This is a genomic window from Rhizorhabdus histidinilytica (assembly GCF_900167915.1).
In the GTDB taxonomy this organism is placed as follows: domain Bacteria; phylum Pseudomonadota; class Alphaproteobacteria; order Sphingomonadales; family Sphingomonadaceae; genus Rhizorhabdus; species Rhizorhabdus histidinilytica.
In genome coordinates this window covers 466,874-490,838 of the sequence record NZ_FUYM01000004.1, presented here as the reverse complement: position 1 = coordinate 490,838, position 23,965 = coordinate 466,874, and the positions used below count along the sequence as shown (strand labels likewise).

General features: G+C 69.5%; 22 protein-coding genes. 7 read left to right on the top strand and 15 right to left on the bottom strand.

Annotated features, from left to right (window positions below):
* Window positions 1–86: 86 nt before the first annotated feature.
* Entirely contained in the window at window positions 87–983 is an 897-nt protein-coding gene (locus tag B5X82_RS11700; RefSeq protein WP_079648332.1) for an SDR family oxidoreductase, read from the top strand.
* Between the two features lie 82 nt (window positions 984–1,065).
* Here the strand turns inward: B5X82_RS11700 and B5X82_RS11695 are convergent, their stop codons facing one another.
* Together B5X82_RS11695 and B5X82_RS11690 are read right to left on the bottom strand one after the other, a co-directional pair.
* Window positions 1,066–3,138 (bottom strand): outer membrane protein assembly factor BamB family protein, encoded by a 2,073-nt coding sequence (locus tag B5X82_RS11695; protein ID WP_079648331.1) that lies wholly within the window; start codon window positions 3,136–3,138, stop codon window positions 1,066–1,068.
* An 85-nt stretch (window positions 3,139–3,223) separates the two neighbouring features.
* Window positions 3,224–4,582: an FAD-binding oxidoreductase gene (locus B5X82_RS11690; protein WP_079648330.1), complete on the bottom strand. Its 1,359-nt coding sequence runs from the start codon at window positions 4,580–4,582 to the stop codon at window positions 3,224–3,226.
* A 218-nt stretch (window positions 4,583–4,800) separates the two neighbouring features.
* Here B5X82_RS11690 and B5X82_RS11685 point away from each other — a divergent pair, with 218 nt between their 5' ends.
* From B5X82_RS11685 to B5X82_RS11670, 4 genes are read left to right on the top strand one after another with little or no spacing between them, the layout of a single operon-like run.
* Entirely contained in the window at window positions 4,801–5,586 is a 786-nt protein-coding gene (locus B5X82_RS11685) for a glutathione S-transferase family protein (RefSeq protein WP_079648329.1), read from the top strand.
* Between the two features lie 2 nt (window positions 5,587–5,588).
* Window positions 5,589–6,272: a glutathione S-transferase family protein gene (locus B5X82_RS11680; RefSeq protein ID WP_079648328.1), complete on the top strand. Its 684-nt coding sequence runs from the start codon at window positions 5,589–5,591 to the stop codon at window positions 6,270–6,272.
* A 2-nt stretch (window positions 6,273–6,274) separates the two neighbouring features.
* Window positions 6,275–6,982, top strand: coding sequence for a CoA transferase subunit A (locus B5X82_RS11675; protein WP_079648327.1), 708 nt, complete (start codon window positions 6,275–6,277; stop codon window positions 6,980–6,982).
* Complete coding sequence (locus tag B5X82_RS11670; protein ID WP_079648326.1) at window positions 6,979–7,614, top strand: 3-oxoacid CoA-transferase subunit B; 636 nt, start codon at window positions 6,979–6,981, stop codon at window positions 7,612–7,614. The genes B5X82_RS11675 and B5X82_RS11670 overlap by 4 nt, the downstream gene beginning before the upstream one ends.
* Here the strand turns inward: B5X82_RS11670 and B5X82_RS11665 are convergent, their stop codons facing one another.
* The 3 genes from B5X82_RS11665 to B5X82_RS11655 all read right to left on the bottom strand — a co-directional run bounded on the left by B5X82_RS11665 (window position 7,615) and on the right by B5X82_RS11655 (window position 10,821).
* A complete protein-coding gene (locus B5X82_RS11665; protein WP_079648325.1) occupies window positions 7,615–8,571 on the bottom strand; it encodes a LysR substrate-binding domain-containing protein in 957 nt (318 codons plus the stop codon). It lies immediately after the preceding gene.
* 41 nt (window positions 8,572–8,612) lie between these two features.
* The gene (gene gabT, locus B5X82_RS11660) at window positions 8,613–9,917 is read right to left on the bottom strand and encodes a 4-aminobutyrate--2-oxoglutarate transaminase (RefSeq protein ID WP_079648324.1); all 1,305 of its coding nucleotides are present in this window, start codon (window positions 9,915–9,917) and stop codon (window positions 8,613–8,615) included.
* A gap of 169 nt (window positions 9,918–10,086) precedes the next feature.
* Window positions 10,087–10,821 carry a TetR/AcrR family transcriptional regulator gene (locus tag B5X82_RS11655; protein ID WP_079648323.1) on the bottom strand — a complete coding sequence of 245 codons (735 nt, stop codon included), beginning with the start codon at window positions 10,819–10,821 and terminating at the stop codon, window positions 10,087–10,089.
* A gap of 151 nt (window positions 10,822–10,972) precedes the next feature.
* On the opposite strand from B5X82_RS11655, the gene B5X82_RS11650 reads away from it, so the two are divergent.
* Window positions 10,973–12,439, top strand: a complete 1,467-nt coding sequence (locus tag B5X82_RS11650) for an amidase (protein WP_176152535.1) — start codon at window positions 10,973–10,975, stop codon at window positions 12,437–12,439.
* Between the two features lie 113 nt (window positions 12,440–12,552).
* Here B5X82_RS11650 and B5X82_RS11645 read toward each other — a convergent pair whose 3' ends face one another.
* The 9 genes from B5X82_RS11645 to B5X82_RS11605 form a co-directional block, all read right to left on the bottom strand.
* Window positions 12,553–13,683, bottom strand: a complete 1,131-nt coding sequence (locus B5X82_RS11645; protein ID WP_079648321.1) for a glycosyltransferase — start codon at window positions 13,681–13,683, stop codon at window positions 12,553–12,555.
* 11 nt (window positions 13,684–13,694) lie between these two features.
* Complete coding sequence (locus tag B5X82_RS11640; RefSeq protein ID WP_079648320.1) at window positions 13,695–14,870, bottom strand: glycosyltransferase; 1,176 nt, start codon at window positions 14,868–14,870, stop codon at window positions 13,695–13,697.
* Complete coding sequence (locus tag B5X82_RS11635; RefSeq protein WP_079648319.1) at window positions 14,867–15,376, bottom strand: DUF2141 domain-containing protein; 510 nt, start codon at window positions 15,374–15,376, stop codon at window positions 14,867–14,869. The genes B5X82_RS11640 and B5X82_RS11635 overlap by 4 nt, the downstream gene beginning before the upstream one ends.
* Entirely contained in the window at window positions 15,373–16,278 is a 906-nt protein-coding gene (locus B5X82_RS11630; protein ID WP_223811401.1) for a hypothetical protein, read from the bottom strand. Before B5X82_RS11630 ends, B5X82_RS11635 begins: the two co-directional genes overlap by 4 nt.
* A gap of 78 nt (window positions 16,279–16,356) precedes the next feature.
* On the bottom strand, window positions 16,357–17,106 hold the full coding sequence (locus B5X82_RS11625; RefSeq protein WP_079648317.1) for a DUF2334 domain-containing protein: 750 nt from the start codon (window positions 17,104–17,106) through the stop codon (window positions 16,357–16,359).
* The gene (locus tag B5X82_RS11620; RefSeq protein WP_223811400.1) at window positions 17,093–19,468 is read right to left on the bottom strand and encodes a TonB-dependent receptor domain-containing protein; all 2,376 of its coding nucleotides are present in this window, start codon (window positions 19,466–19,468) and stop codon (window positions 17,093–17,095) included. The genes B5X82_RS11625 and B5X82_RS11620 overlap by 14 nt, the downstream gene beginning before the upstream one ends.
* The gene (locus B5X82_RS11615) at window positions 19,419–20,375 is read right to left on the bottom strand and encodes a FecR family protein (RefSeq protein ID WP_223811399.1); all 957 of its coding nucleotides are present in this window, start codon (window positions 20,373–20,375) and stop codon (window positions 19,419–19,421) included. The genes B5X82_RS11620 and B5X82_RS11615 overlap by 50 nt, the downstream gene beginning before the upstream one ends.
* On the bottom strand, window positions 20,362–20,928 hold the full coding sequence (locus tag B5X82_RS11610) for an RNA polymerase sigma factor (protein WP_223811398.1): 567 nt from the start codon (window positions 20,926–20,928) through the stop codon (window positions 20,362–20,364). The genes B5X82_RS11615 and B5X82_RS11610 overlap by 14 nt, the downstream gene beginning before the upstream one ends.
* Window positions 20,929–21,026: 98 nt before the next feature.
* A complete protein-coding gene (locus B5X82_RS11605) occupies window positions 21,027–21,824 on the bottom strand; it encodes a hypothetical protein (RefSeq protein WP_079648313.1) in 798 nt (265 codons plus the stop codon).
* 141 nt (window positions 21,825–21,965) lie between these two features.
* On the opposite strand from B5X82_RS11605, the gene B5X82_RS11600 reads away from it, so the two are divergent.
* Window positions 21,966–23,141, top strand: coding sequence for a glycosyltransferase family 4 protein (locus tag B5X82_RS11600; RefSeq protein ID WP_079648312.1), 1,176 nt, complete (start codon window positions 21,966–21,968; stop codon window positions 23,139–23,141).
* On the opposite strand, the gene B5X82_RS11595 is transcribed toward B5X82_RS11600, so the two are convergent.
* Window positions 23,056–23,964: a glucosamine inositolphosphorylceramide transferase family protein gene (locus B5X82_RS11595; RefSeq protein ID WP_079648311.1), complete on the bottom strand. Its 909-nt coding sequence runs from the start codon at window positions 23,962–23,964 to the stop codon at window positions 23,056–23,058. The two genes, B5X82_RS11600 and B5X82_RS11595, sit on opposite strands and share 86 nt — an antisense overlap.
* Window position 23,965 lies beyond the last annotated feature (1 nt).

The window sequence follows — 23,965 nt, the reverse complement described above, 5'->3', positions numbered from 1 at the left end:
TCTGCCGACCGGGCCCCATTGCACCTTTCCCGAGCCGCCGCCGCGCAGCGAAGCGCGGGATGCGGATATTCTCAAGAGGACAGGCAATGGCCAGAATTCTGATATTGGGCGCGACCGGCAACATCGCGTCGATCGTCACCTCCATCCTAGCCGAGGAAGGCCGACACCAGTTGCGGCTGTCGAGCACGCGCGACGAGGGGGTCGAGCAGCTCAAGGCGCTCTATCCCGAGGCCGAGGTCGTCAAGGCCGACTGGCACGACCAGGCGAGCCTGCCGGCCGCGCTGGAGGGGGTGAACCGGGTGCTGATCATCACCCCCGACTTCATCACCGACGAGGTGGTGGCGACCAGCAACATCCTGGAAGCGGCCAAGGCTGCGCCGATCGACCTGATCGTCCGCCACATCGCCGTCTATCCCGGCGTCACCGATGCCGACATCACCGAGGAATGGTTCGCGACGCGCACCGGCAGCGCGCTCAAGAACGTCACCATCCCGCTCCACCGCCGCAGCGGCTTGCCGACGACGCTGATCAACGTCTCCGCCTGGATCGGCTTCAACCTGATGTGGTTCGCGGAAGCCGACATCCAGGAAAAGCGCTACCTGCCGCTGCCGGCGCGGCTCGACGCGCAGCGCACCTGGATCTCCGAGAGCGATATCGCCAGGGTCGCGGCCAAGGTGCTGAGCGACGGGCCGGCCACCCACGCCGGCCAGGAATATGTGCTGACCGGCACCGAGAAGATCGGCTTCGACGACGTGGTCGCGATGCTGAGCGACGAGGTCGGCGAGAAGGTCGAGCTGCGCGACACCGAGGACGGCCTGCGCCGCGCCGCCGGCGCCAATGCGGAGCAGCTCATCTCCTACATAAGCTGCGAGCGGCGGCATTGCGGCAACGTCGATCCCGATCCCACCTTCGAGCGGCTGATGGGCCGCCCGCCGCAATCGCTGCGCGCCTATATCGCCGAGAACCGCGACTATTTCGCCTGATCGCCGGCTAATAAGGAAGCCCGCCCGATCGATGATCGGGCGGGCTTTTCGCATCCGTTCGGGGGGAAAGGGCGGACGCGATTCAGCGCGATGCGGTCGGCTGGCCCTGCTGCGCCCGATAGGCGTCCCAGGCGGCGTCGAGCACGAAGGCGCGCAGCGCGGCCGATTCCTCTTCGGTCACCAGGTCGAAGAACATCGGCATGCCCTTGTCCTGCAATGCGCCGCCGCGGACGATGCCCTCGAACCCGTCATAGGTCGCGGCCGAGGCGCGTCGCAGGTCGGGCACCGATCCCGTCACCGCATGGGCGCCGGCGCCGTGGCACAGGTCGCAGGAGCGGGTTTCGAACAGCATCCTGCCCCTGGCCGCCAGCGCCGCGTCGGGACGCGGATAGGGCGGCTTGGCGAAGGGCCTGGCCGAGGCCGTGGTCATCGCCGGCGCGGCTGCCCTGGCGTCGAGGCGGAACGCGAAGATCCGGGGCGGGCCGTTGGTGTCCGCCCGTCCATAGAGGCCCGGAAAGGCGCGGACGGCGGCCGAGGTGCCGGGCGGGCCGGCGACGACGATCAGCGTCTGGACCCCGTCGATATCGACCGTCACCGGCGCGGCGGCGATCGCCGACCCCGTCCTGAACGACCAGAGCTCCACGCCGTCCGACGCGCGATAGGCGCGCAGCACGCCGTCGGCGCCTCCCTGGAAGACGATGTTGCCGGCGGTCGACAGCACGCCGCTGCCCAGCGGAATGGTGCCGGCGGTCTGCCAGCGCGCCTTCTGCCGGATCGGATCCCAGGCGACGAGCGGCCATTTGGCCTGGTCCATATGGCTCAGGTAACGGGTGTAGGTCGCGCCGCCGACCGAGGAACCGACCGATGCGGTCTTGTCGATCTCCATCCGGGTCGGCAGATCGAGCGTCGGGATATAGACCAGTCCCGTGCTCGGATCGTAGCTCATCGGGTTGAAGTTGTGGGCGCCGAGCGGGCCGGGGAAGACCACCGCGCCGCCGTCCTTCTTCCAATATTCCGCCTCCGGGTTCATCACCGGACGGCCGGTCTTGCCGTCGATCTCCTTCGCCCAGTTCACCGGCACGAAGTTGTTCGGCTTGTTGACCAGCGTTCCGTCATGGGCGTCGAGCATGTAGAAGAAGCCGTTCTTCGGCGCTTCCATCACCACCCGGCGCTTCCTGCCGTCGATCTCCATGTCGGCGATCACCATCGGCATGGTCGGCTCGAGGTTCCAGCCGTCGTCGGGCGTGGTCTGGTAGTGCCAGACATATGCGCCGGTATCGGCCTTCACCGCGACGATCGAGTTGGTGAACAGCTCGTCGCCGCGTTTGGCGCCGCGGTTCATCGGGTTCCACGGGGTGGCGCCGCCAACGCCGATGTAGAGCAGCCTGGTGACCGGATCGTAGGTCATGTCCTCCCAGACACTGCCGCCCGCGGCGGTGCGCAGGAACGCCGGGTCCCAGGTCTTCGCGGCCATCTTCATGGTCGGGTCGGTCGGGTCGGGGCCGTCGGGGATGGTGTCGAAGCGCCAGAGCTGCTTGCCGGTCTCCAGGTCGAACGCCACGACATAGCCGCGCGCGGTGCCGAGATCGGCATTGTTGGGCCCGACGAACACCTTGCCGCCGCCGACGCGCGGGGCGGAGGTGATCGTATAGTCGCCCTGGTCGGGGCAGGCGCGCGCTTCCCATTGCTTGGCGGCGGTCCTGGCGTCGATCGCGATCACCCGGCAATCGCCGGTGGTCAGCACGATCTTGCCATTGCCATAGCCCAGGCCGCGCGTGATCCGGTTGCCCCAGGAGGCGAGCAGCGCGCTGCCGAAGCGGACCTTGGGATCGAACGCCCATAGCAGCTTGCCGGTGCGCAGGTCGTGGGCATAGACGATGTTGAGCGTGCTGATGACGTAGCTGACCCCGTCGACGACGATCGGCGTGCCGACCGGGCCGTCGGGGGATGGGATGGCGGCGTACCAGGCCAGGCCGAGCCGGCCGATGCTCTGCTCGTCGATCTGCTCCAGCGGGCTGAAATGCTGCCCTTCGGCATTGCCGCCGCGATATTCCCACTGCGCCGGCGGCCTCGACCCGCCGATCGCCGCGCAGCCCATGGCGAGCAGGGCCGCCGCCACGCCGGTCATCGTCATGGCTCGTTTCGAAATCTTCATCGCGCTCTCCCTCTGCCGACGATTGTCACGCGGCGGCGGCGGGCCGCGCGAGGTGGGGGAAGGCCAATATGCGTGGCCGGCCGGATCAGGCGGAGCGGATGATCGCGGTCGAGCCGAACAGGCCGCCTGGATCATAGACCCGCTTGAGCGCGGCGAGCCGGGCATAGTCGCCGGCGAAGCAGTTGCGCGACAGCGCCTCGTCCACGAAGCTGTTCGCGAGCACCGAGGCGCGCGTGGCAAGGCCGGAGGCGACAAAGCGGTCGATCGCGCCTTCCGCCCAGCCGGCATGGTGCGCGTCCCGCGCCGGATCCCGCCATAGCGCGACCGCCTCCAGGTCATAGCCGCCGCGCAGGCTGTAGGCGTTGGGCGGATCGGCGGGGCGTCCCATCGCCGCGTCGGTGGGATAGAAGAGGATCATCGCCGCGGGCTCGCCGTCGACAGGAGTCGGCCGGTCGGGATCGGCGGCGAGGCGGGGCAGTTCGTCGAGCATCAGCGCGATCGAGGTCTCGTCCAGCGCATGCAGCTCGCGCTGGGCGATATGGAAGCGGATATCGGGGGGGAAGGCCAGGCAGTCGTGCAGGCCGACCCAGTCCATCCGATCGACGGTCGACGCGCGGGGCTTCACGCTCCGGTCGAGCGCGTCGAGATCGCGGCGGGCCTCCTCCTCGCTGCCGGTCAGCGCGAACAGGTAGGACAGGCGCGGTTCGCCTCCCGCCGCGTCAAGGAACAGGCTGCCGAGCAGCCAGGGGAGCGGCGAGGCCCAGCGATGATCGCGGTAGAGGCGCATCGCCGCCGCGGCATCGCTTCCGTCATATTCGATCGCGCAGGCGTGGATGAGGGGCGGCACCGCATGCACCCGCATCTCGGCCGCGACGACGATGCCGAAATTGTCGCCAGCGCCGCGCATCGCCCAGAACAGGTCGGGATGCTCGTCGCGCGACACGCGGATCATCCGCCCGTCGGCGAGCAGCAGATCGAACGACAGGACGTTGTCGCACATATTGCCGTGGCGGGGGGACAGATAGCCCTGCCCGGCGAACAGGGCGGCGCCGACCACGCCGATGTCGTTGCCCGCGCAGGTCACCGGCGCCAGCCCCGCGGGAACGGTGGCGCGCAGCACCCGGCCGGTGCGCGCGCCGGGCTCGATCCGCACCGTCCGCCGATCCGCGTCGAGGATGACGCCGTCCATGGCCGAGAGGTCGATCAGCACGCCGTCGTCGATCGTCGAGCGGCCGGTGAAGCCATGTCCGCCGCTGCGCACCGCGATCGGCGACCGCCGGTCGCGCGCGAAGCGCAGCGCGGCGCGGACATCCTCAACCGACCGGCATCGGAGGATCGCGCCGGGCCGCTTGTCCGCGCGCCGGTCGAACACGCGCCGGGCCTCGTCATAGCCGGGCATGCCCGCCGCGATCAGCTCGCCTTCGAAACCGGAAGGAATGTCCATCGTCGTTGCCCATGCTGCCCGGCCGTCGCGGCCCTGGGACCATCGGGTAGTGGTTGGCCGCAGGGCGGCAATGTGACGGCCGGCCATTCCGCGCGGCTGTGCCGGGTTTCGGTTTTGGTCGCTGTTAACCTGTCGGGGCGAACCCGCGCCATGCCAGCCTTCCTTCCGTCGATGGGCCGCACTGCCCGGAGAAAGAATGGGCCGGAAGGGGAACGGGAATGAGATATCTGAGTGTTTCCGAGGCGCGCACGATGAAGGGGCTGCGCCTCGTCCTGTCGGCCGGCCTGCCCGGGCCGTGGGGCGAGGCGGCGAAGGCCGTGCTCCACGTCCGCAACGTGCCGTTCCTTCCGGTCGAGCAGGTGCCGCTCCAGGCGAATGAGGAACTGGTCGAATGGACCGGCATCCGCAACGCGCCGATCGCCATCTACAATGACGAGCATCCCGTCGCTGGCTGGCTGGACATCCTCCATCTCGCCGAACGCATCGGATCGGGTCCGTCGCTGCTGCCCGAGGATTATCGCGACCGCGCTCTGGCGCTCGGCATCACCAGCGAGATCAGCTCGCCGGGCGGGCTGGGCTGGAACCGGCGCTACCAGATCCTGGCGGAAACGCCTGAGGAGGACATCAGCGCCGCCTATGGCAAGATCGCGCCGCCGGTGCAGGCGAAGCTGGCCAATGAATATCGCATCTCGGCCGAGGCGATGGCGGCCGCACCGGCGCGCATCGTCCACATCCTCGACGGATTGACCGGGCAACTGCGCCGCCAGAAGCAGGCGGGATCGGAATATCTCGTCGGCGATCGGCTGAGCGTCGCCGACCTGCATTGGGCGGCCTTCTCCAACCTGATCGCACCGCTGCCGCACGAGCTGAACCCGATGCCGGAGACGATCCGGCCGATCTATGGCGGCGTCGGTCCCGTCATCGCCCCCTCGGTGTCCGACGAGTTGCTCGCGCATCGCCTGATGATCTTCGAACGCCACCTGACGCTGCCGCTCGATTTCTGACGATGATCGATCTCTACACCACGCCTTCCCCCAATACGTGGAAGGTCAGCATCATGCTCGAGGAATGCGGGCTGCCCTATCGCGTCCTGCCGGTCGACATCGGCAAGGGCGAGCAGTTCGACCCCGCCTTCCTGGCGATCAGCCCCAATGGCAAGGTACCCGCCATCGTCGACCATGACGGAGCGGGCGGGCCGGTCGCGATCTTCGAATCCGGCGCGATCCTGGTCCATCTCGCAGAGAAGACGGGCCGGTTCCTGCCGGCGTCGGGCGCCGCCCGGTCGGACGTGCTGGGCTGGCTGTTCTGGCAGGTCGGCGCACTCGGCCCCAGTTCGGGGCAGGCGCATCATTTCCTAAGCGCCGAAGGCCCCGGCGCGGCGCTGGGCGCCACCCGTTTCGTGCGGGAGACGGAACGGCTCTATGGCGTGCTCGACCGGCGGCTGGCCGATCGCGACTGGATCGCCGGCGACTATTCGATCGCCGACATCGCCTGCTGGGGCTGGGTCTGGTTCAACGGGCGGCTGGTCGAACGCTTCGCCAATCTCGCGCGCTGGTTCGCGGCGATGTCGGCGCGGCCGGCGGTGGCGCGCGGGCGCGAGGCGGGCTTTGCCCATATAACCGAAGCGCAGCGCGAGCGGTTGCAGGGGCGCTGGTGGTCCGCTGCCGTCCTGCACGAGGCGATGGTGTAACGATGGCACGGAAGATATATGAGGACGCGCGCTCCGCGCTCGACGGGCTGCTCCGCGACGGCATCACCATCGCGGCCGGGGGCTTCGGCCTGTGCGGCATACCGGAGACGCTGATCGACGAGGTGCGGCGCAGCGCGGTCGGGCGGCTCACCATCATCTCCAACAATGCCGGGATCGAGGATTTCGGTCTCGGCAAGCTGCTGCAGACGCGGCAGGTCGCGAAGATGATCAGCTCCTTCATGGGCGGCAACCGCGAGTTCGAGCGGCAATATCTGGCCGGGGAGGTCGAGGTGGAGTTCTGTCCGCAAGGGACGCTGGCCGAGCGCATCCGCGCGGGGGGAGCGGGCATTCCCGGTTTCTACACGCGCACCGGCGTCGGCACGTTGATCGCTGAAGGCAAGGAGGTGCGGATGTTCGGCGACACGGCCTATCTGCTCGAAAGCGGGCTGCGGGCCGATGTCGCGCTGGTCAAGGCGTGGAAGGGCGATCCGCACGGCAACCTGTTGTTCCGCAAGTCCGCGCGCAACTTCAATCCGGTGGTCGCCACCTGCGGCCGGGTGACGGTCGCCGAAGTCGAGGAACTGGTCGGCCCTGGCGAGATCGGGGCGGACCGGATCCACACGCCCGGCATCTATGTCGATCGCCTGATCCTGGCGACGAGCAACGAGAAGCGCATCGAACGGCTGACCGTGCGGGAGGAAGCGGCATGACGGGCTGGACCCGCGACCAGATGGCGGCGCGTGCCGCGCGCGAGCTGGAGGACGGCTTCTACGTCAACCTGGGCATTGGTATCCCGACGCTGGTCGCCAACCACATCCCGGCAGGCGTCGACCTCATGCTCCATTCGGAGAACGGCATATTGGGGCTGGGACCCTTCCCGCTGGCGGGCGAGGCCGACGCCGACCTGATCAACGCCGGCAAGGAGACGATCACCGAGCTCGACCGGACGAGCTACGTCTCGTCGGCGGAGAGCTTCGCGATGGTCCGCGGCGGCCATATCGACGCATCGGTGCTGGGCGCGATGGAGGTATCCGAGGATGGCGACCTCGCCAACTGGACGATCCCCGGCAAGCTGGTGAAGGGGCCGGGCGGGGCAATGGACCTGGTCGCCGGCGTCCGCCGCGTGATCGTGCTGATGGAGCACGTCTCCAAGGACGGCGCGCCGAAGTTCCGCGATCACTGTACCCTGCCGCTGACCGGGGCGAATGTGGTCGACATGCTGATCACCAACCTGGCGGTGTTCGCGCGATCCGACCGGCATTCGCCCTTCAGGCTGCTGGAAACCGCGCCCGGCATCGGGCTGGAGGAGCTTCGCGCGCGGACGAGTGCGCGGTTCGTCTGATCAGTCGGCGTGCGCCCCGGCTTCGTCCGGGGCGGGCGGCATGTCGTTGCGGATCGCGGCGCGCAGCCAGCGCCGGAACTTGGCGACCGGATCGGCCGACCAGCGGTCCTCTCGCGCCATCAGTGCATAGCTGCCGAGGATCGCCGGCCGGAAAGCGGCCTCGGCCGGTTCCAGCCGACGGAGCGCGCCTGTGTCGAGCTCCGCTGCGACGAGGAAGTCGTTGCCCAGCGCGACGCCCTGTCCCTGGCGTGCGGCATCGATGCAGACATGGGCGTGCCACAGCCGGACGCCCGGCAACTGGCTGGGCACCGTGACGCCCTGCGCGGCCAGCCAGGCGCGCCATTCGCCATCGCCCTCCTCGTGCAGCAGCGGCGCGCGCAGCAGGTCGAGCGGGCCGAACAGCCTGCCCCCGCCCAGCGGAAAGGATGGGCTGATCACAGGGTAGACGGCGGGGCGTGCCAACTCGATCCGCCGGATCCGGTCCTGCCGGGCCGGCGATCCGTCGCGAACATAGCGGATGTCGACGTCCGCCTCGTCAGCGGCGAAGTCGGGCGGCCGGTCGCTCGGCCGGACCTCCAGCTCAATGTCGGGATGGCGCTTATGGAAACGATCGAGCCGGGGCATCAGCCAGCGCGACGCGAAGCCCGGCACGCACCACAGCCGCAGTAGCCGTGTGTCGGGCACATGCATCAGGTCCGCGGTGGCGTTCGCGATCTCGGCGAACGCGGCGGTGATCCGGGTATGATAGGCGGCGCCCTGTTCGGTCAGCATGCCGGCGCCGCGCGATCGGTCGAGCAGGGTGACGCCGGTCCAGGCCTCGAGCGCGCGGACGTGGCGGCTGACGATCGCATGATCGACCATCAGCGTCTCGGCCGCCTTGCGGACGCCGCGTAGCCGCCCGACCGCTTCGAAGGCGCGCAGGGCAGCGAAGGGCGGAAGGAATTTCCTGCGGTCCATTCGCCGCTCCGGTCAATCCGTCCGCGCGCCGCGCCAGCCCGTCATGCGGTGCCCAGCGTATCGGCCAGCGCCCGTGCGAGGATGTCGAGCCCTTCGTCGAGCACGGCATCGGACGCGGTCAGCGGCGCCAGCAGGCGGATCGCCTCGCCATGCTGGCCGCAGGTCAGCAGGATCAGGCCGAGTTCCAGCGCACGGACACAGACCCGCTTCGCAGCCCCGCCGTCGGGCCGAAGGTCCTCCAATCCGGCGCGGATATCGAACGCGATCATCGCGCCGAGGCCGCGCGGCATGCCGATCGGCAGCTCGCGGCGGGCGGCGATGGCACCCAATCGCTCGGTGATCCGTCGTCCCATCCGCTCGGCACGGTCGCAGAGTCCGTCCTGCTCGATCACGTCGAGCACGGCGAGGCCGGCGGCACAGGCGATCGGCGAGCCGGCATAGGTGCCGCCCAGGCCGCCGGGCGGCACCCGGTCGATCAGTGCGGCGTTGCCGACGACGGCCGACAGCGGGAAGCCGCCGCCGAGCGACTTGGCGACGGTGATCAGGTCGGGCCGCACCCCGGCATGTTCGACCGCGAACAGCTTGCCGGTACGGCCGATGCCGGTCTGCACCTCGTCGGCGATCAGTGCGATGCCATGCTCGTCGCACAGGCTGCGCAGCGCGCGCAGGAATGTGAACGGCGCGACGTGGAAGCCGCCTTCGCCCTGCACGGGTTCGAGGATGATCGCGGCGACATTGGCCGCCTCGACGTCCGAGCTGAGGATGTTGGCGAGCGCGGCGAGACTGTGCTCGACCGTGACGCCGTGCGCCTCGCTGGGAAAGGGGATATGGTAGATATCGCCGGGGAGCGGGCCGAAGCCCTTCTTGTAGGGCAGGACTTTCCCTGTCATGGCCGAGGCGAGCAGGGTGCGGCCGTGAAAGCCGTTGACGAAGGCGATCACCGCGCTGCGGCCGCTGGCGTAGCGGGCGATCTTCACTGCATTCTCGGTTGCTTCCGCGCCGGTGGTGAAGAAGATCGTCTTCGCGGGGCCGACCACTGGCGCCAGCGCGTTCAGCCGCTCGGCCAGCCGGACATAGGGCTCATAGCCGACGACCTGGAAGGCGGTATGGGTGAAGCGGCCGAGCTGCTCCTCGACCGCGGCGATGATCCTCGGATGGCGATGGCCGACGTTGAGCACCGCGATGCCGGACGCGAAGTCGATGTAGCGCCGCCCTTCGACGTCCCAGATCTCCGCATTCTCCGCGCGGGCGGCGAAGATCGGTGCAGCGGTGGCGACGCCGTGCGGAACCGCCGCCAACCGTCGGTCCCAGAGGGTGTCATTCGATGAGGTCAAGGGCTTCGACATGGTCCTTCGATCTTTGATGGAGGAAAGAAAGGCGCGTCGCCCAGGCTTGCCCCCGGATCGATCACGGCATGATCCATCGGTGGAAAGCGACGGCTTCCCAAGGTTGGAACTGGCCATATCGTGATGGTCGGTCGATGGTCCGCCCCGGCGTCCGACGGGCGGTGCGCGCCTAGTCCTTGGCGCGGGGCCTGCGCGCCGGCTTCCTGGCCGGGGCCGGTGCGACCTCCTGCGCATCGAAATCGTCGATGATCGCCAGCCATGCTGCCTTCGAACGATCGACGATGACCTCCCAGTCGGGCAAGCCGTGCGGCGCGATCAGGCGGGTGACGACCAAGCCGTCGATCTGCGAGCCGATCAGGCAGCTCAGCGTCGACGCTTTCTCCAGCGACAGTTCGGGCCGCATGCCCGAGATGATCGTGGTCAGCGCCTCATAATATTGGGTGTAGCTTTCGCGGACGATGTCAGCGACCGGGTCGGCCTTCGTCGCGGTCGGCCAGAGATTGACGTAGAAGGCGCAAATCAGCGGGTTGGAGATGACCTGCAGCAGATCGTCGATCACCTTCACCATCCGCTCGCGCGGGGACAGGCGGGTGTCGCGGCTGATGTCGGTATAGTCGGCGATATAGCCGGCCAGCAGCGAATTGATCGTCAGCACCAGCAGATTGTCGCGCGTGCCGAAATAATGCTGGAGCGTGCTGAGCGAGATGCCGGCCTCGGATGCGATGCGGCGGATCGAGAAGCCGCTGATGCCTTCCTGGGCGAAGATGTTGACCGCCACCGCCAATATGTCGCTGATCTTCTTGTTGCGCGATTTCTCGCGCTCGCTGTCCTTGCGCTTCAGCAGCCTGGCAGCGACCGCCGGATCGTAGACGATCCCTCTTCCAGCCCAAGAATCCAGCGGCAATGCAAATCTCCCGACGATGTTCCGGCCGGCGAGACTAGCAATCGCCGGTCATGCAGACGAGGCTCAAAGTGGCCAATTCGCACCTGCCCCACGATCGGCGGGGCTGATAGTCCTGCGTCGATTCCTGTCGATCCTCACGAACAGAGCGCGCATGGCCCTTTCCTTTTCCGAATATCGCGGGCTCGATGCCGTCGCCATGGCGGAGCTCGTCCGATCGGGCCAGGTGACGCCGGCCGAGCTGCTCGAAACCGCGATCGCCCGGGCCGAAGCGGTCAATCCGGTGCTCAACGCGATCTGCCACCCGATGTACGAGGCCGGCCGTGTAGACGCGGCGGCTGCCGCCTTGTCGGCGCCGCTCGCTGGCGTTCCCTTCCTGTTGAAGGACATCACCACCCATCGACGCGGCTGGCCGATGACCAGCGGCAGCCTGGTGATGCGCGATCAGGTGTCGAGCTTCGACAGCGAGGTGGTGAAGCGCTATCTGGCAGCAGGGCTGGTTCTGTTCGGCCGCACCACGACGCCCGAGTTCGGCTATGCGGCGAGCGCGGAATCCCGCCTGTTCGGGCCGACGCGGAATCCCTGGGACCTGTCGCGGACGGCGGGGGGCTCCTCGGGCGGGGCGGCGGCGGCCGTCGCGGCGGGGGTCGTGCCCGCCGCGCAGGGCGGCGACGCCGGCGGCTCAATCCGCATCCCGGCCTCCTTCTCGGGTCTGTTCGGGATCAAGCCGACCCGCGCCCGGGTGCCGGCGGGGCCCGCCCATGGCGCCTTCCTCGGCTTCTCGACAACCCATGTGCTCAGCCGCTCCGTGCGCGACAGCGCGCTGCTGCTGGACGTGACGCACGGGCCCGACACCGGCGCGCCTTATGCCGCTCCGCCGCCCCGCCGGGGCTTTCTCGCCGCGACGCGGACCCGGCCGAAGCGGTTGCGCATCGCGCTGCAGCGCCGCGCCTTCGACGATACGCCGGTCGACGCCGATTGCATCCGCGCGATCGAGGAGACCGCCAGGCTGTGCGAGAAGCTCGGCCATGAGGTGATCGAGGCGGACCTGCGCTTCGATCATGGCCGGCTGCGCGAGATATATTTCGTCGTCTGGCCGATGCTGGTGATGCACAGCCTCGACCAGCATGCCCGCGCGACCGGCCGGCCGGTGCGGATGGAAGAGCTCGAAACCTACGTCGCGCGGCTGGTCGACGGCGCGCGGCGGGCGAGCGCCGGCGACTTCATCGCCGGGCTGGAGAGCATGACCGAGGTGTCACGCCTGTTCCGCGCCCAGTCCGACGCGTTCGACCTGGTGCTGTCGCCGACGACCGCGCAGGTCGCGCCGCAGATCGGTGTGCTCGATCCGTCCAATCCCGATCAGGATCAACTCGATGCCGCGCTGGCCGCGTCGGTGGCCTTTACCCAGATTCACAATGTGACGGGCCAGCCGGCCGCCTCGATCCCGCTCTATTGGACTGAGCAGGGCATTCCGGTCGGATCGCAATTCGCCGCCCGCTTCGGCGACGAGGAGACGATCTTCGCGCTGGCGGCCCAACTCGAAGAAGCCCGGCCATGGTTCGGGCGTGCTGCGGATCTGTCCGTGCCTGACGCGCGCGACGATGCCAGCCATGGCGATTAGCAGCGGAAATCGACCGATATGACGACCTGCTGCAGTGTTGGGCCTGATATCGCAGGCCTTCTGGGTCCGTTGGTGAAGAGGGCCCGGTCGACCGCCGGTGATGGAAGTGAATTTCAACCCCGGCGGGCCTGTACTGCGGCGTCGAAGAAGGCCAGGTAGCGATCGCCGACCGCATCCGCGCGATGCCGCTCGACAAGGCGGCTCGCATCGACCCGCCGCCAGGGGTCGAGCAGCAGGCTCTCCATCGCTTCGGCCAGCCGGGCGGGATCGGCGGGAACGACCTGGCCGAAGGTGGGGTCATCCATGATCTCCCCCATCGCAGGCGAGCAGTCGGTGGCGACGACGGGGACGCCAGCGGCCAGTGCCTCGACGACTACCGCCGGATAGCCCTCATAGCGCGAACTGAGCAGGAACAGGCTGGCGCGCGCCAGGGCCGGACGGATGTCGGGAACATGGCCGGCGAACCGGACGCGATCGTTGAGGCAGAGCCGGTCGACGAGGATCTCCAGCTTCAGGCGTGCCTCGCCTTCGCCCAGGATGAGCAGGCGGGCGTCGAAGGCGGGGTCGACACGGGCGAAAGCCTTGACCGCCAGGTCGAAATTCTTTTGCGGCGCCAGCCGGCCGGCGCACAGGATGGTGCGGCCGTCGCGCTGTCCGGTACCGCGCGGCGGGCGATAGCTTTCGTCGAGATTGGGTTCGGGGATCAGCCGCACCTCGGGCCGCCGCAGCACCTGCCGCGCCTCGTCCGCCAGGGCCGCCGACATCGCGACGAAGCCGTCGACGGCACCGGTCATGCGCCGGACGATCCTCTCGAACAGCCATTGAAGCGGGCGTGCCCGGCCGGGGCGGCGGAGCGGATTGCTGAGCTTGCAGATGATCGCCGGCCGATCGGGCCCCAGCATATGGGCCAGGGTCGCGATCACCAGGATATGGAAATTGCCCGGGACGAACAGCAGGTCCGGCCGGAGCAGCCCGACGCATTCGGCGAGCGCGCGGCCCAGCGCGAAGCGCGACAGGGGGCTCCGCTGGATCTCAGGCCAGACCGCGATCACCGCGACCCCCGGATCGACCAGCGCGCGGGCGGGCCCTTCGGCCGTGCCGCACAGGATCGATACGCGGCGCCCCGTCCGCGCCCAGCGGTTGGCCAGGCGGATCGCGATCCGTTCGGTCCCGCCGTTCGAGAAGTCGTGCATGACGATCGCGATATGGGTTGCCTGGGCGAATGGCGTCGGCGGATGCCTCATGGCCGTTCCCCTCAGGCGACGATCCGGGCCGTCGTCGACAGCCCCGTATAGTCGGCGATCAGCCGATCGAAATGATCGTCGATCGTGGCGATCCGCCCTGCGGCGGCACGGGTCGCGGCGTGGAGGCCGACGATGTCGCGGGCGAACAACCGATCGATCGCGGCGGCGGCCGACCGGCTGCTCGCCGGCCGGTATCGCTCGCCCTGGCCGGCCAGGAGCAGATCGGCGGCCCCCCCTTCTGCGGGGACGATCAGCGGCAGGCCCGATGCCGCGGCTTCGGCGGCGGCAAGCCCATAGGTCTCGGCCTCGCATCCGTGGATCAGGGCGTCGGCGCTCGCCATCAATCGGGCGAGCAACATACGGTCGCGCACCGGGGCGAGCAGGTGGACGTGCGGATTGCCGCCGATGTGCCGACGGATTCGCGCGCTGTCGCGCCCGCCGCCGACCAGCACCAGCCCGATCGGGCGCTTCAGGCTGGCGCGCTGGCAGGCGTCGATCACCATCGGCCAGCGCTTCTCCGGACTGTGCCGGCCGATCCCGAGCAGCAGCCGCGCGTCGGGCCCGAGCCCGCAGCGGGCGAGCAGGTCGGCGCGCAACGCCTCGTCGCGATGTACGGGGCTGAAGATACCGGCGTCGATCCCCAGCGGCACCGTCGCCACATGCGCGACGCCGCCCGCCGAAAGCCGGGCGGCGAAGCCGTGATTGGCGCAGATCACCCGGTCGAACCGGCGGGCATTGCGGCGCAGATGGTTCCAGAACCATTGGAAATGGCGGTCGATCGTCGCCCGCTCGGCGATCGGACCGAACCAGCGATAGGCATAGGCCGCCAGCGGATCGGCGTGCATCACCAGCGCGCGCGGTGCGGCGCCCTGCCATCCGGCGACGATCGAGGCCGTGCGCCAGGGGGACGAGGCCTCGACGAAATCCGGGCGTTCGGCGTCGAGCACCGCATGGACCGGCCCGGCCTCGGCGAAATAGCGGTAGCGCCGGTCGAGCGGCATCGTCGGCGAGGCCAGGTGGACGATCCGGCATCCCGGTCCGCGCGGCTCGATCGCATCGCGGTCCGACGGTGCGACGACCACCAGTTCGTGGCCGCGTGCCGCCAGCGCACGGATCTTCTGCTCGACATAGGTTTTCACGCCGCCGCCCTCGGGGGCGTAGAAGGCGCTGACGTCGACGATCTTCATCGATCCTCCAGGGGACGCATGGTGAGGCCGCGGCGATAGTTGAGCCGGATCGCGATGGTGGTGAGGCCCGGTCCCGCCTGGACCGCGGCCTTGTCGGCGTGCGGCTTCGACCAGCCGAGCTTCGGATTGCCGGGAAAGCCGATACCGTCGCCCGACAGGTCGAACTTCAGGTTGGCGTTGCGATCGTGGAGCAGCGAGAGCGCGTAGTGGCCGGCACGCGGCACGCGGATGCACAGCCGGACCGGCCCGCTGGGCGGCACCGTCATGTCGACCCGCGCGAAGGTCTTGCCCGCCGCGATCAGGACATTGTCGTCGGCCAGGAAATCGCCGTCGACCGCCGGATAGAGTTCGGCGCGGAGCAGGCCCGAGCGGTCCTTGAGGCCGACGACGTCGATCAGCAGCGCCGGGCCCGGTTCATTCGGCCGGCAGGCGCCTTCGCGCGTGCCGAGCTCCGGCGTGGAGGCGGGAAGCGCGGCGGCCAAGGCGATAGCGATAGCGAAGCTCATTCGCGCGCCTCGCGCACCAGGTCGGCCGCCGAGAGCAGCAGGCCGACGAGCAGGTGAATCACGAGGATGATGCTCGCGACGATTGCGATCAGCCGGCTGATGTCGCTGCCCGGCCCGGCGATCAGCAGGGCGGCGCCGGCGAACAGCAGGTCCTTGTTGGGGATGAAGGGCAGCCGCGTCACCAGCAGCTGGAGCGCGGCGAGCACGATCCACAGCGTCAGCGGAACGGTGGGCAGCGCGCAGTGCCAGACCAGGCCCGACAGCAGCGTCGTTGCCGCGAGCCGGGCGAGGTGCACGCCCATGACGAAGCGGAGCTGGTCGCCCGGCAGCGAGAATATCCTGCGCTTGAGCAGCCCGATCGCGATCGAGGTCAGCAGCACCGCTGCGATCGACAGCGCCACGTCGCGCAGCCGGATGCCGTTGCCGAGATGGGCGACGAAGGGCCAGGCGAGCGCCATCATCGCCAGGGTCGCGACATTGCCGGCGAGCGCCGAGAGGATGCTGACGTCCTTGATCGCCCCGAACGGCGCCGCGCTGATTCCCGAGCGGCGGCGAGCCCAGGCGTAGAAGCTCAGCTCGCCGCTATAGCCGAGCAGCACCTCATTGCTGACCAGCTTGCGCAGCAGTGCGGCGAAGCCCTCGATCGGAAGGCCCCAGAGCCGGCGGAAGATGATCCATTCGGACAGCGGCAGGGCCAGATAATAAGCGAGCAGCGCCACCCAGAAGCCGGGGCTGGCGGGGATCGACGCGAGCAGCGCGGCGCGATCGAGCTGCCCCAGCTGCCGGCCGATCACCGCCAGCAGCAGGATCGACACGGCGGCCGATATCCATTTGGGCCAGTTGCGGTTGGGGATGTCGATCGACGGAAGCTGCGCCGTGGCGCTATTCGGATGGGACGACACGCAGTCCTCGTCGCGTTGCCTTTTCGCAGCGAGGACGACGCGGCACCCGCTTTCCCGCACGGCGGCGCGACGATTTTTTCAGCCTGTCAGGAGATCGCGATAGCGCCCGGGCGTCCGGCCGCACAGCAGGCGGGCGAAGGCGGCGTCGATGCTGTCGAGCAGCCGGGGCACGCCGGTGTCGCCCGGATGGACCGCCACCCGCACCGTCCGCATGGGGGCGAGCGCATGGCGGGCGAGCGCGGCGAAGGCGATCGAGCTGGCGATGCGCCCTCGGCTGCGGCTGGCCCAGGTCACCACCGGCCCGCGCGTCAGCACGCGACCGTCGACCGGAGACCAGACGCGCAGATGATCCTCGGCGATCGCGAAGCCGGCGGTCCCGAGCGCCGCGATCGCGCCGGGGCCGTAGAGCCAGGCGGGGGCGACGAAGCCGGCCACCCCGGCGCCGACGATATCCTCGATCAGCGCGCGGCCGCGGCGCATGCGGTCGAGCGCCTCGTCCTCGCCAAGGCCCAGGAACTCGCCTTCGCCAGCGGTCATGTGGCGCGCCTTGAAGCCTGCGGCGGCCCCCGCGTGGCGGCTGTCGTCGCGATGGAACCAGCCATGGACGAACAGCTCGATCCCCGCCGCATGCCAGTCGCGCAGCCGGGCGTGGAAGGCGCGGTCGTGAGCGATCGGTGCTTCGCCCCAATGGTCGGGCACCACCAGCATCGCGAAGCGGGGTCCGCCGAGATGGTGCGCCAGCCGATCGGCCAGCCGGTCGACCTGACCGGCGAAGCGGGGCGAGACGTCGTGGATCGACGCCAGCAGCCGGCGGTCAGAAGCGGGCATCGACGCCGATCCGGACGGTGCGGGGAATCTGGGGCGTGACCTGCAGCCGGTCCATCACGCCGAACGGGTTGCCGAGCGAGAAGCGGTTCTGGGCCGTGTCGAACAGGTTGGTCACGTCGATCGATGCGCCGAGCCGCTCGGTGCCGATCCGCAGGCCGAGCGCGGTGTCGGCATAATTGCCCTGCTCGATGGCGAGCAGGCTGCCGACGCCGAGCTGCGAATGGCCGAAATAGCGCACCGATCCGGTCAGCGACAGCGACAGGCCGCCGCCGATCGGCCGATCGTAGCTGAGCGCCCCGCGCACGCCGACCCGCGCGATGTTGGGTAGTTCGGCATGGGCGGCATCCTCGAACCCCGCCGAGGGGCTGGTCAGCTCGCTGTCGTTGAGGAACAGCCCGCCTTCGGCCACGAAGCCGGCGAAGGGCGCCCAGCGCAGGCTCGCTTCGAAGCCGAGGATGCGGCCGTTGCCGATATTGGCGGTGATGGGTAGTCCCGCGGCGTTCACCAGGTCGGCCTGGATATGCTCCCAATGGCTGTACGACAGGCTGAGCGCGGCGGAGAAGTGGTCGCGTACCGGATGGCCGAAGCGCGCACCGCCCTCGATCGTGACGATGCTGTCGCCCAGGAAGCGTTGCGAGACGATCCCGCCGCTGCCGGCTGCGACCGACAGACCGCCGGGACGGAATCCCTCCTGATAGCGGAGATAGGTGGTCAGGCGCGGCGTTGGGCGCCAGCTCAGCGCGATCGACGGCAGCACCTCGACTTCGCTGCGATTGGGCTCGTTCCTGTCCTTGCCGTCGTCGAGCAGCTCGCCGGTCAGCCGGCTGTGCGCCAGCCGCCCGCCGGCGGTGACGATCAGCGGGCCGAGACCCAGGCTGAGCTCGCCATAGGCGGCGACCTGGCGCACCGAATTGCGCACGCCGGCGATCCGCGTCGGCGCCGTCGCCGCGCCCAGCTCGCGGATCAGCCGCTCGCTGTTCGACACGAAGCTGGTGCCGACCAGCCAGCCGGTCCCGTCGGGATCCTGACGGCTCAGCCTGTTCTCGTTCGAAAAGAGGGTGATCTGGCTCCTCTGGTGGAACAGGCGCGGGCTCGTGTCGCTCGCGCGCGTCGCATCGAACCGTTCGTCGACGTCATGGCCGACGATGCCGGTCGCCGACAGCAGGGCGATATCGCCCCACTTGCGGGTGACGACGATCTGGCCCAGCCGATAGTCGTTGTCGAAGGGCTCCGCGATCGCGCTGCGCCGGGTGTAGGGAGGCTGGCCGCGCTCGGCATATTGGCCGTCGCGGTTCTTCATGTCCTGCAATGTGCCGCCGGCATCGACCGTCCAGTCGCCGAGCCGGGCGCGCAGGATGATCCGCCCGCCAGCCGCCTGCGAGCGATTGATGTGGTTCAGCCGGCGCCCGGCGTCGCGAATATAGCCGCCGTCGACGGATCGGTAGGCGACTGCACGCAGGCCGATCCGATCGGTCCTGATGGGAAGGTTGATCATGCCGGCGAGATCGTTGCTCGGCCCGCCCCCCTCGACCTTGCCAATCCCCGCCGCGATCGAACCCGCAGCTTGTGACAGGTCGGGCGAGGTCGGCACCAGCCGGACGATCCCGCCGAGCGACCCCGCACCGTAGAGCGTCCCCTGCGGCCCTTCGAGCACCTCTACGCTGGCCATGTCGTAGAGGTTCAGATCGGGATCGGGCGCGTTGTAGTTGAGCCGGATGTCGCCGAGATACTGGCCGACGATCGCCTGGGTGGGGCCGGTGAAGCTGCTGTCGGCGACGCCGCGGATGATCAGCTTGTTGCGGCCGGGGCCGAGATGGGTCGACGACAGGCTGGGGATGATGTCGACCAGCGCCTGGGTGCCGTAGCGGGCGTTGCCGTTCAGCCCGGCGACTGCCGCGTCGACCATCGCGATCGTGCCGGGGAAGTCGCGCAGGCGGATGTCGCGCTTGCTGGCGGTGACGATGATGTCGATCGGTGGGCTGGCCGGCCCGGCGGGGAGCGCCACGGGTGCGGACCGCGCCTTCGACCGGTCCGCCGCGATCGTATAGCTGCGGTCGTCGATCCGCACGGCGTGGAAGCCGCTGCCCGCCAGCAGTCGGCGCAACGCCCGGTCGACCGACAGCCGCCCGCGCACGCCGGGGACCGGCAGGTTCTGCGCGGTGGCGTTCGGCAGGCCGATGCTGACGCCGCCTTGCACGCCCAGCGCGACGATCGCGTCGGACAGGTGGCCGGGCCTGATGTCGAAGGAGTGCACGTCGCGCGCGTGCGCCGGCTGCGCCAGCGCCCCCGCCATCGCCATGCAGGCCAATCCCCTAGCGGCCGTCACCACTGTGCGACGATAGGCGCCAACCATCGACTTCATGCGTTATCGTCACGTCCAGCATCGCCCCGATGCGCGGGAGCAGCGCGGCCTGATCGCCGCCGAGCAGGATTACGCCGCTGAAGGGGCGGGCGGCAATGTCGGGCGAAATACGCACAGGCGTCCCCAGGTTGCGCGACAGGTCGGCAGCCACCCGCGCCAGCGTGACATTGTCGTAGACCAGCCGGTCCTTGCGCCAGGAGGCGACGCCTGCCGGGTCGACCGCGCCGACCGTCACTGTCTTGCCGTCGGCAGACAGGCGCAGCACCTGGCCCGCGGCCACCCGCACCGCTTCGTCCCCGGGATTGTAGACGACCACGCCCGATGACACCGCCGTCTCCATCCCGTCCGCGTCGCGGACGATGTTGAAGACGGTGCCGACGTCCTGGATCACGTCATCGCCGACCTTCACCGAGAAGGGATTCTTCGCGTCGTGGGTGACGGTGAAGGTCGCCTCGCCCCGTTCGAGCGATGCGAAGCGGTTGTCGTCCTTGCGCAGCGTGACCTTCGAATCGCCGTTGATGTCGATCCGCGTGCCGTCGTCGAGCCGGATGGTGTTGCGCTGCCCGGCCGCGGTTTCGACCGCATAGGTGGCGGGCGAGCCGGTCAGCAGCGGATAGGAGACCGCGGCGACCATGACGGCGGCGGCAGCCGTCGCCCATCCGGCGACCCGGCCCAGGCGGCGCGGCTCCCCGGCGGGATTGTCGTTCGACGGCTGCGGCGGGGCGGCCTGCTCGACCAGCGACGCATAGTCGCCGTCGGCCAGGGCGATCGCCTCATAGGCGCCGTTGTTGGCGGGATCGCGTTCGAGCCAGGCGGTGAAGCCCTCCCAATCGGCGGTCGCGGGATCGCGCAGCTGGATGAACCAGGCCGCGGCTTCCTCCCTCCTCGCTTCGTCAATCTGCGACATCGTTCGTTCCTTCGACGTCGAGACGACGCGGTGCCGGGGAATCCGCATCCAGCCGGCCGCGAACCTCCACCAGCGCACGATAAGCCTTCTGGAGATGTTTTTCGACCGCGCTGAGGCTGATGCCGATCCGGGCGGCGATGTCGCGCTGGTTGAGGCCGTCGATCCGGTAGCTGCGGAAGATCGCGGCGGTCCGCTCGCCGAGCGCGTCGATCGCGCGGTCGACGATGCGCAGCCTTTCGCGGGCGATCAGCACCTGTTCGGCCGACGGCGTGTCGGAGACGTCGACGACGCTGCCGCGCGTCATGCCGGTCCACTGGTCGTCGCGGCGGCTGCGGCGCAGGTCGGCCCGGCGGCGGTCGAGCAGCAGGTTGTCAGCCATGCGGAACAGATAGGAGGCGGGATCGGCGATCGGCCCGGTCTGCGCAGACCGCGCCTTGAGCCACAGTTCCTGCAACAGATCCTCGACGTCCGCGCCCGCGCCGCGCGCCGCGAAGAAGCGCGAGAGCGTCGGGCGATGGGTCATGAAGATGGCTTCGAGGCCGTCTCCGGTCATGCGATTCGTCTCGTTCGGCCCGGTCGGGCTTACTTCATAGCCGCGTGGGACTGGGGACGGTAGGCGGAGCGTGCGGCGATCGGCGGTCAGGAGAGCCATCAGCGGAACCGGAAAGAGGTGGTGAAGACGAGGCGGTTGTCGGCGCGGCCGGCGGCACCGAACGCGAGCCGATCGTCGTCGGTCAGCCGGAAGGCCTGGGCTCGCACGCCGAAGGACAGGCTGGTGGGGGCGTCTGCCCGCTCGATCGTGTAGCTGAGCGCGGTCCAGGCGCCGCGCTGCGAGCGCTGCGCGCCTTCGGCGAGCTCGATGCCGCGCTCGAGGCTGGAGGTGGTGCGGCTGCCGAAGTCGAAGCGATAGCCGGTCTCCAGCCCCCACGGCGTTCCGTGCGACCAGTTGGCGACGAAGCCCAGCATCTGGCTGCGGACATGGTGGCCGCGCGACAGGTCGAAGGCGAAGCGCTGCTTCTCCATGCCGGCCATCAGCCCCAGCGAGACGCTGTCGGCGGGCCCGAGCGGGAGGGCATAGCGGAGGGTGGCGGATCCCGTCGACAGCGTGTCGCGGCGCATGCCGATCGCTTCCGGCCCTGCCGAGCGGCGGGCGAAGCGGCGCACCGTCTCGATCGAGAAGCGGCTTTCGCCCGGCACGAAGACATGGGCAGCCCAGCGATCGGTCAGGCCCCGCGCCGCCGCATGGCCGGCATGGAACAGATCGTCATAAGATGGCTGCGACCGCGGCGGGGTGATCAGCGCCTTCCATGCCTTTCGGCTATCGGCCAGGCGCGGGGGGAGGGTCGGCAACTGGCATCCGCTGCACGGCATCAGCGTCAACGCGGCATAGGCGGGCATGCCAGCGGCCAGCATCAGCGTCAGGACGGGCCCGGTCGCGGCGGCTCGCATTCGCTGTCCTCCCATCGCGCCGGCGGGCTCTGCCGGCTGCACGAAAGACGGCAGCGCATCGCAAATGCCGCACCAGGAAAATTTTTCGCTTCGGACGGCAGGACAGGTGTGGGTGCACCAGGCCGGCGGCGTCTTTCGGCAATGCTGCACGCGCCGCTGAGTTCGCCTCCGTTCCGCATCGCCTACATCATCAATTCGATGGAGGGCGGCGGGGCATCGTCGCCCGTGCCCGCCATCCTCGACGTGCTGCGCCGCTGCGGTGCCGAGGTGCGAGTCTTCGCGCTGACCCGGCGCGACGGACGCGGCGTGGCGGCGCTGGAGGCGGCGGGGATCGCGGTCGAGGTGCGCCCCGGCGGCGAACGCGACCATGGACGGGCGCTTCGCTGGCTGCTCCGGCGCCTGCGCGACTGGCGGCCGACCCATCTCTGGACGTCGCTCACTCGCGCGACCCTGCTCGGCCAGATTGCCGGGCTCCGCCTGTCGCTGCCGGTCGTGAGCTGGCAGCATGCCGCCTTCCTCAAGCCCGCCAATCGCCGCCTGCTGCGGATGACGCGGCACCTGACGATCCTGTGGGTGGCGGATTCGGACGCGGTCGCCGCGCTGACCGCAGATCGGCTGAAGGTTGGCCCGGACCGGCTGATGACCTGGCCGATCTTCCGCGCCGATGCCGGTGCGCCGTGCGCGGCGCCATGGCGGCCGGGCGAGGTGATCCGGATCGGCAGCCTCGGCCGGCTGCATCCGGTGAAGGGCTATGACGTGCTGTTGCGGGCGGTCGCCGGGCTGCAACGGCTGGGCTTGCGGTTCGAGCTGATCGTCGGCGGCGAAGGCGCCGAGCGCGCCGCGCTCGAGGCCTGGGCGGCGGAGAAGGGGGTGCGCGGCGTGCATTTCCCCGGCTTCGTCGCCGATCCGCGCGCTTTCCTGGCGGGGCTCCACCTCTATGTGCAGCCGTCTTGGTCGGAAGGCTTCTGCATCGCCGCGCATGAGGCGATGCAGGCGGGCCTGCCCGTCATCGCCTCGGCGGTGGGCGAGCTGGCCCGGTCGGTCGAGCCGGGGGCGACCGGCGAGCTGGTGATGCCCGGCGCGGTCGAGCCGCTCGCCGGGAAGATCGCGGCGATGATCGCCGACCCCCGCGGGATGGCGGCGATCGGCGCGCAGGCGCGGGCGAAGGTGCTTGAACGCTTCGGGGCCGAGGCCTTCGAGGCGCGCGGCCGCGCGGTGATGGAGCGGCTGGTCAGCGGCGGCGCGGCGCGAACAGGCGCTGCGTCTCGCGCCGTGCCTCGATCGCAAGGCCGTGGAGCGACAGCATCGTCCGCTTGACGTCGATCAGCGTTACCTCGCCGGCGGCGGACAAGGTGTGCATGCCCTCGTCGAACGGGTGAAGCCCGGCGGGCGGGGCGATGCTCCGCTCGACATGCGCGACGAAGTCGTCGGGGGTGAGCCGCTCGATCGCCAGCATGGCGATGCCGCCGCCATAGGTGCGCGAGCAATCCTGCACCGGCAGCATGATCCGCCCATCGAGGAGGATCGGCGTTCCCCCGGGTCGGGCGCTCGCCGGATCGCGACGGACCGGGTTGGCGGGGTGCGGCCGCCATCCGTCGGTCAGCCGTTCGGAGAAGGCGACGTGGAGATGGGCGACCTTGCTGTGGCGATCGTCGGCGGCGGCGTAGAACAGCCACCACAGGCCGTCGTGCCAGAAGGGCGTGGCGTCGACCGGCACGCAATCCAGTTCGATCCGCGCCGCACGCTGCCAGCGGTCGGGAAAGTCGAAGCAGCGATAGAGCGTCAACCCGCCGGAGCGATGCGCTTCGGGCAGCATCCAGATCTGCCCTTCGGCCTCGAACACGAACGGGTAGGACAGGTGCCAGCGCTCCGACAATATCTTGCAGCGGTAGAGCGGCGTGAGGCCGGCATCGTGGACGATCAGCTCGATCACGCCGCGCCGGTCGCGATAATCGAAGCGCTCGACGAACAGGTGGAAGCGGTCGTCCCGCCATAAGCCGAACGGATCGGCCAGGAAGCTGTAGGGCCGCAAGGCGGGCAGCCAGCGCAGCGGCGCCCCCTCGATCGAGCCCGCGGCGACGATGTCGCTCATGCGACGCTCGACGATGGCGGGCCGCCAGATGTCCTTGCGCAGCGGCATG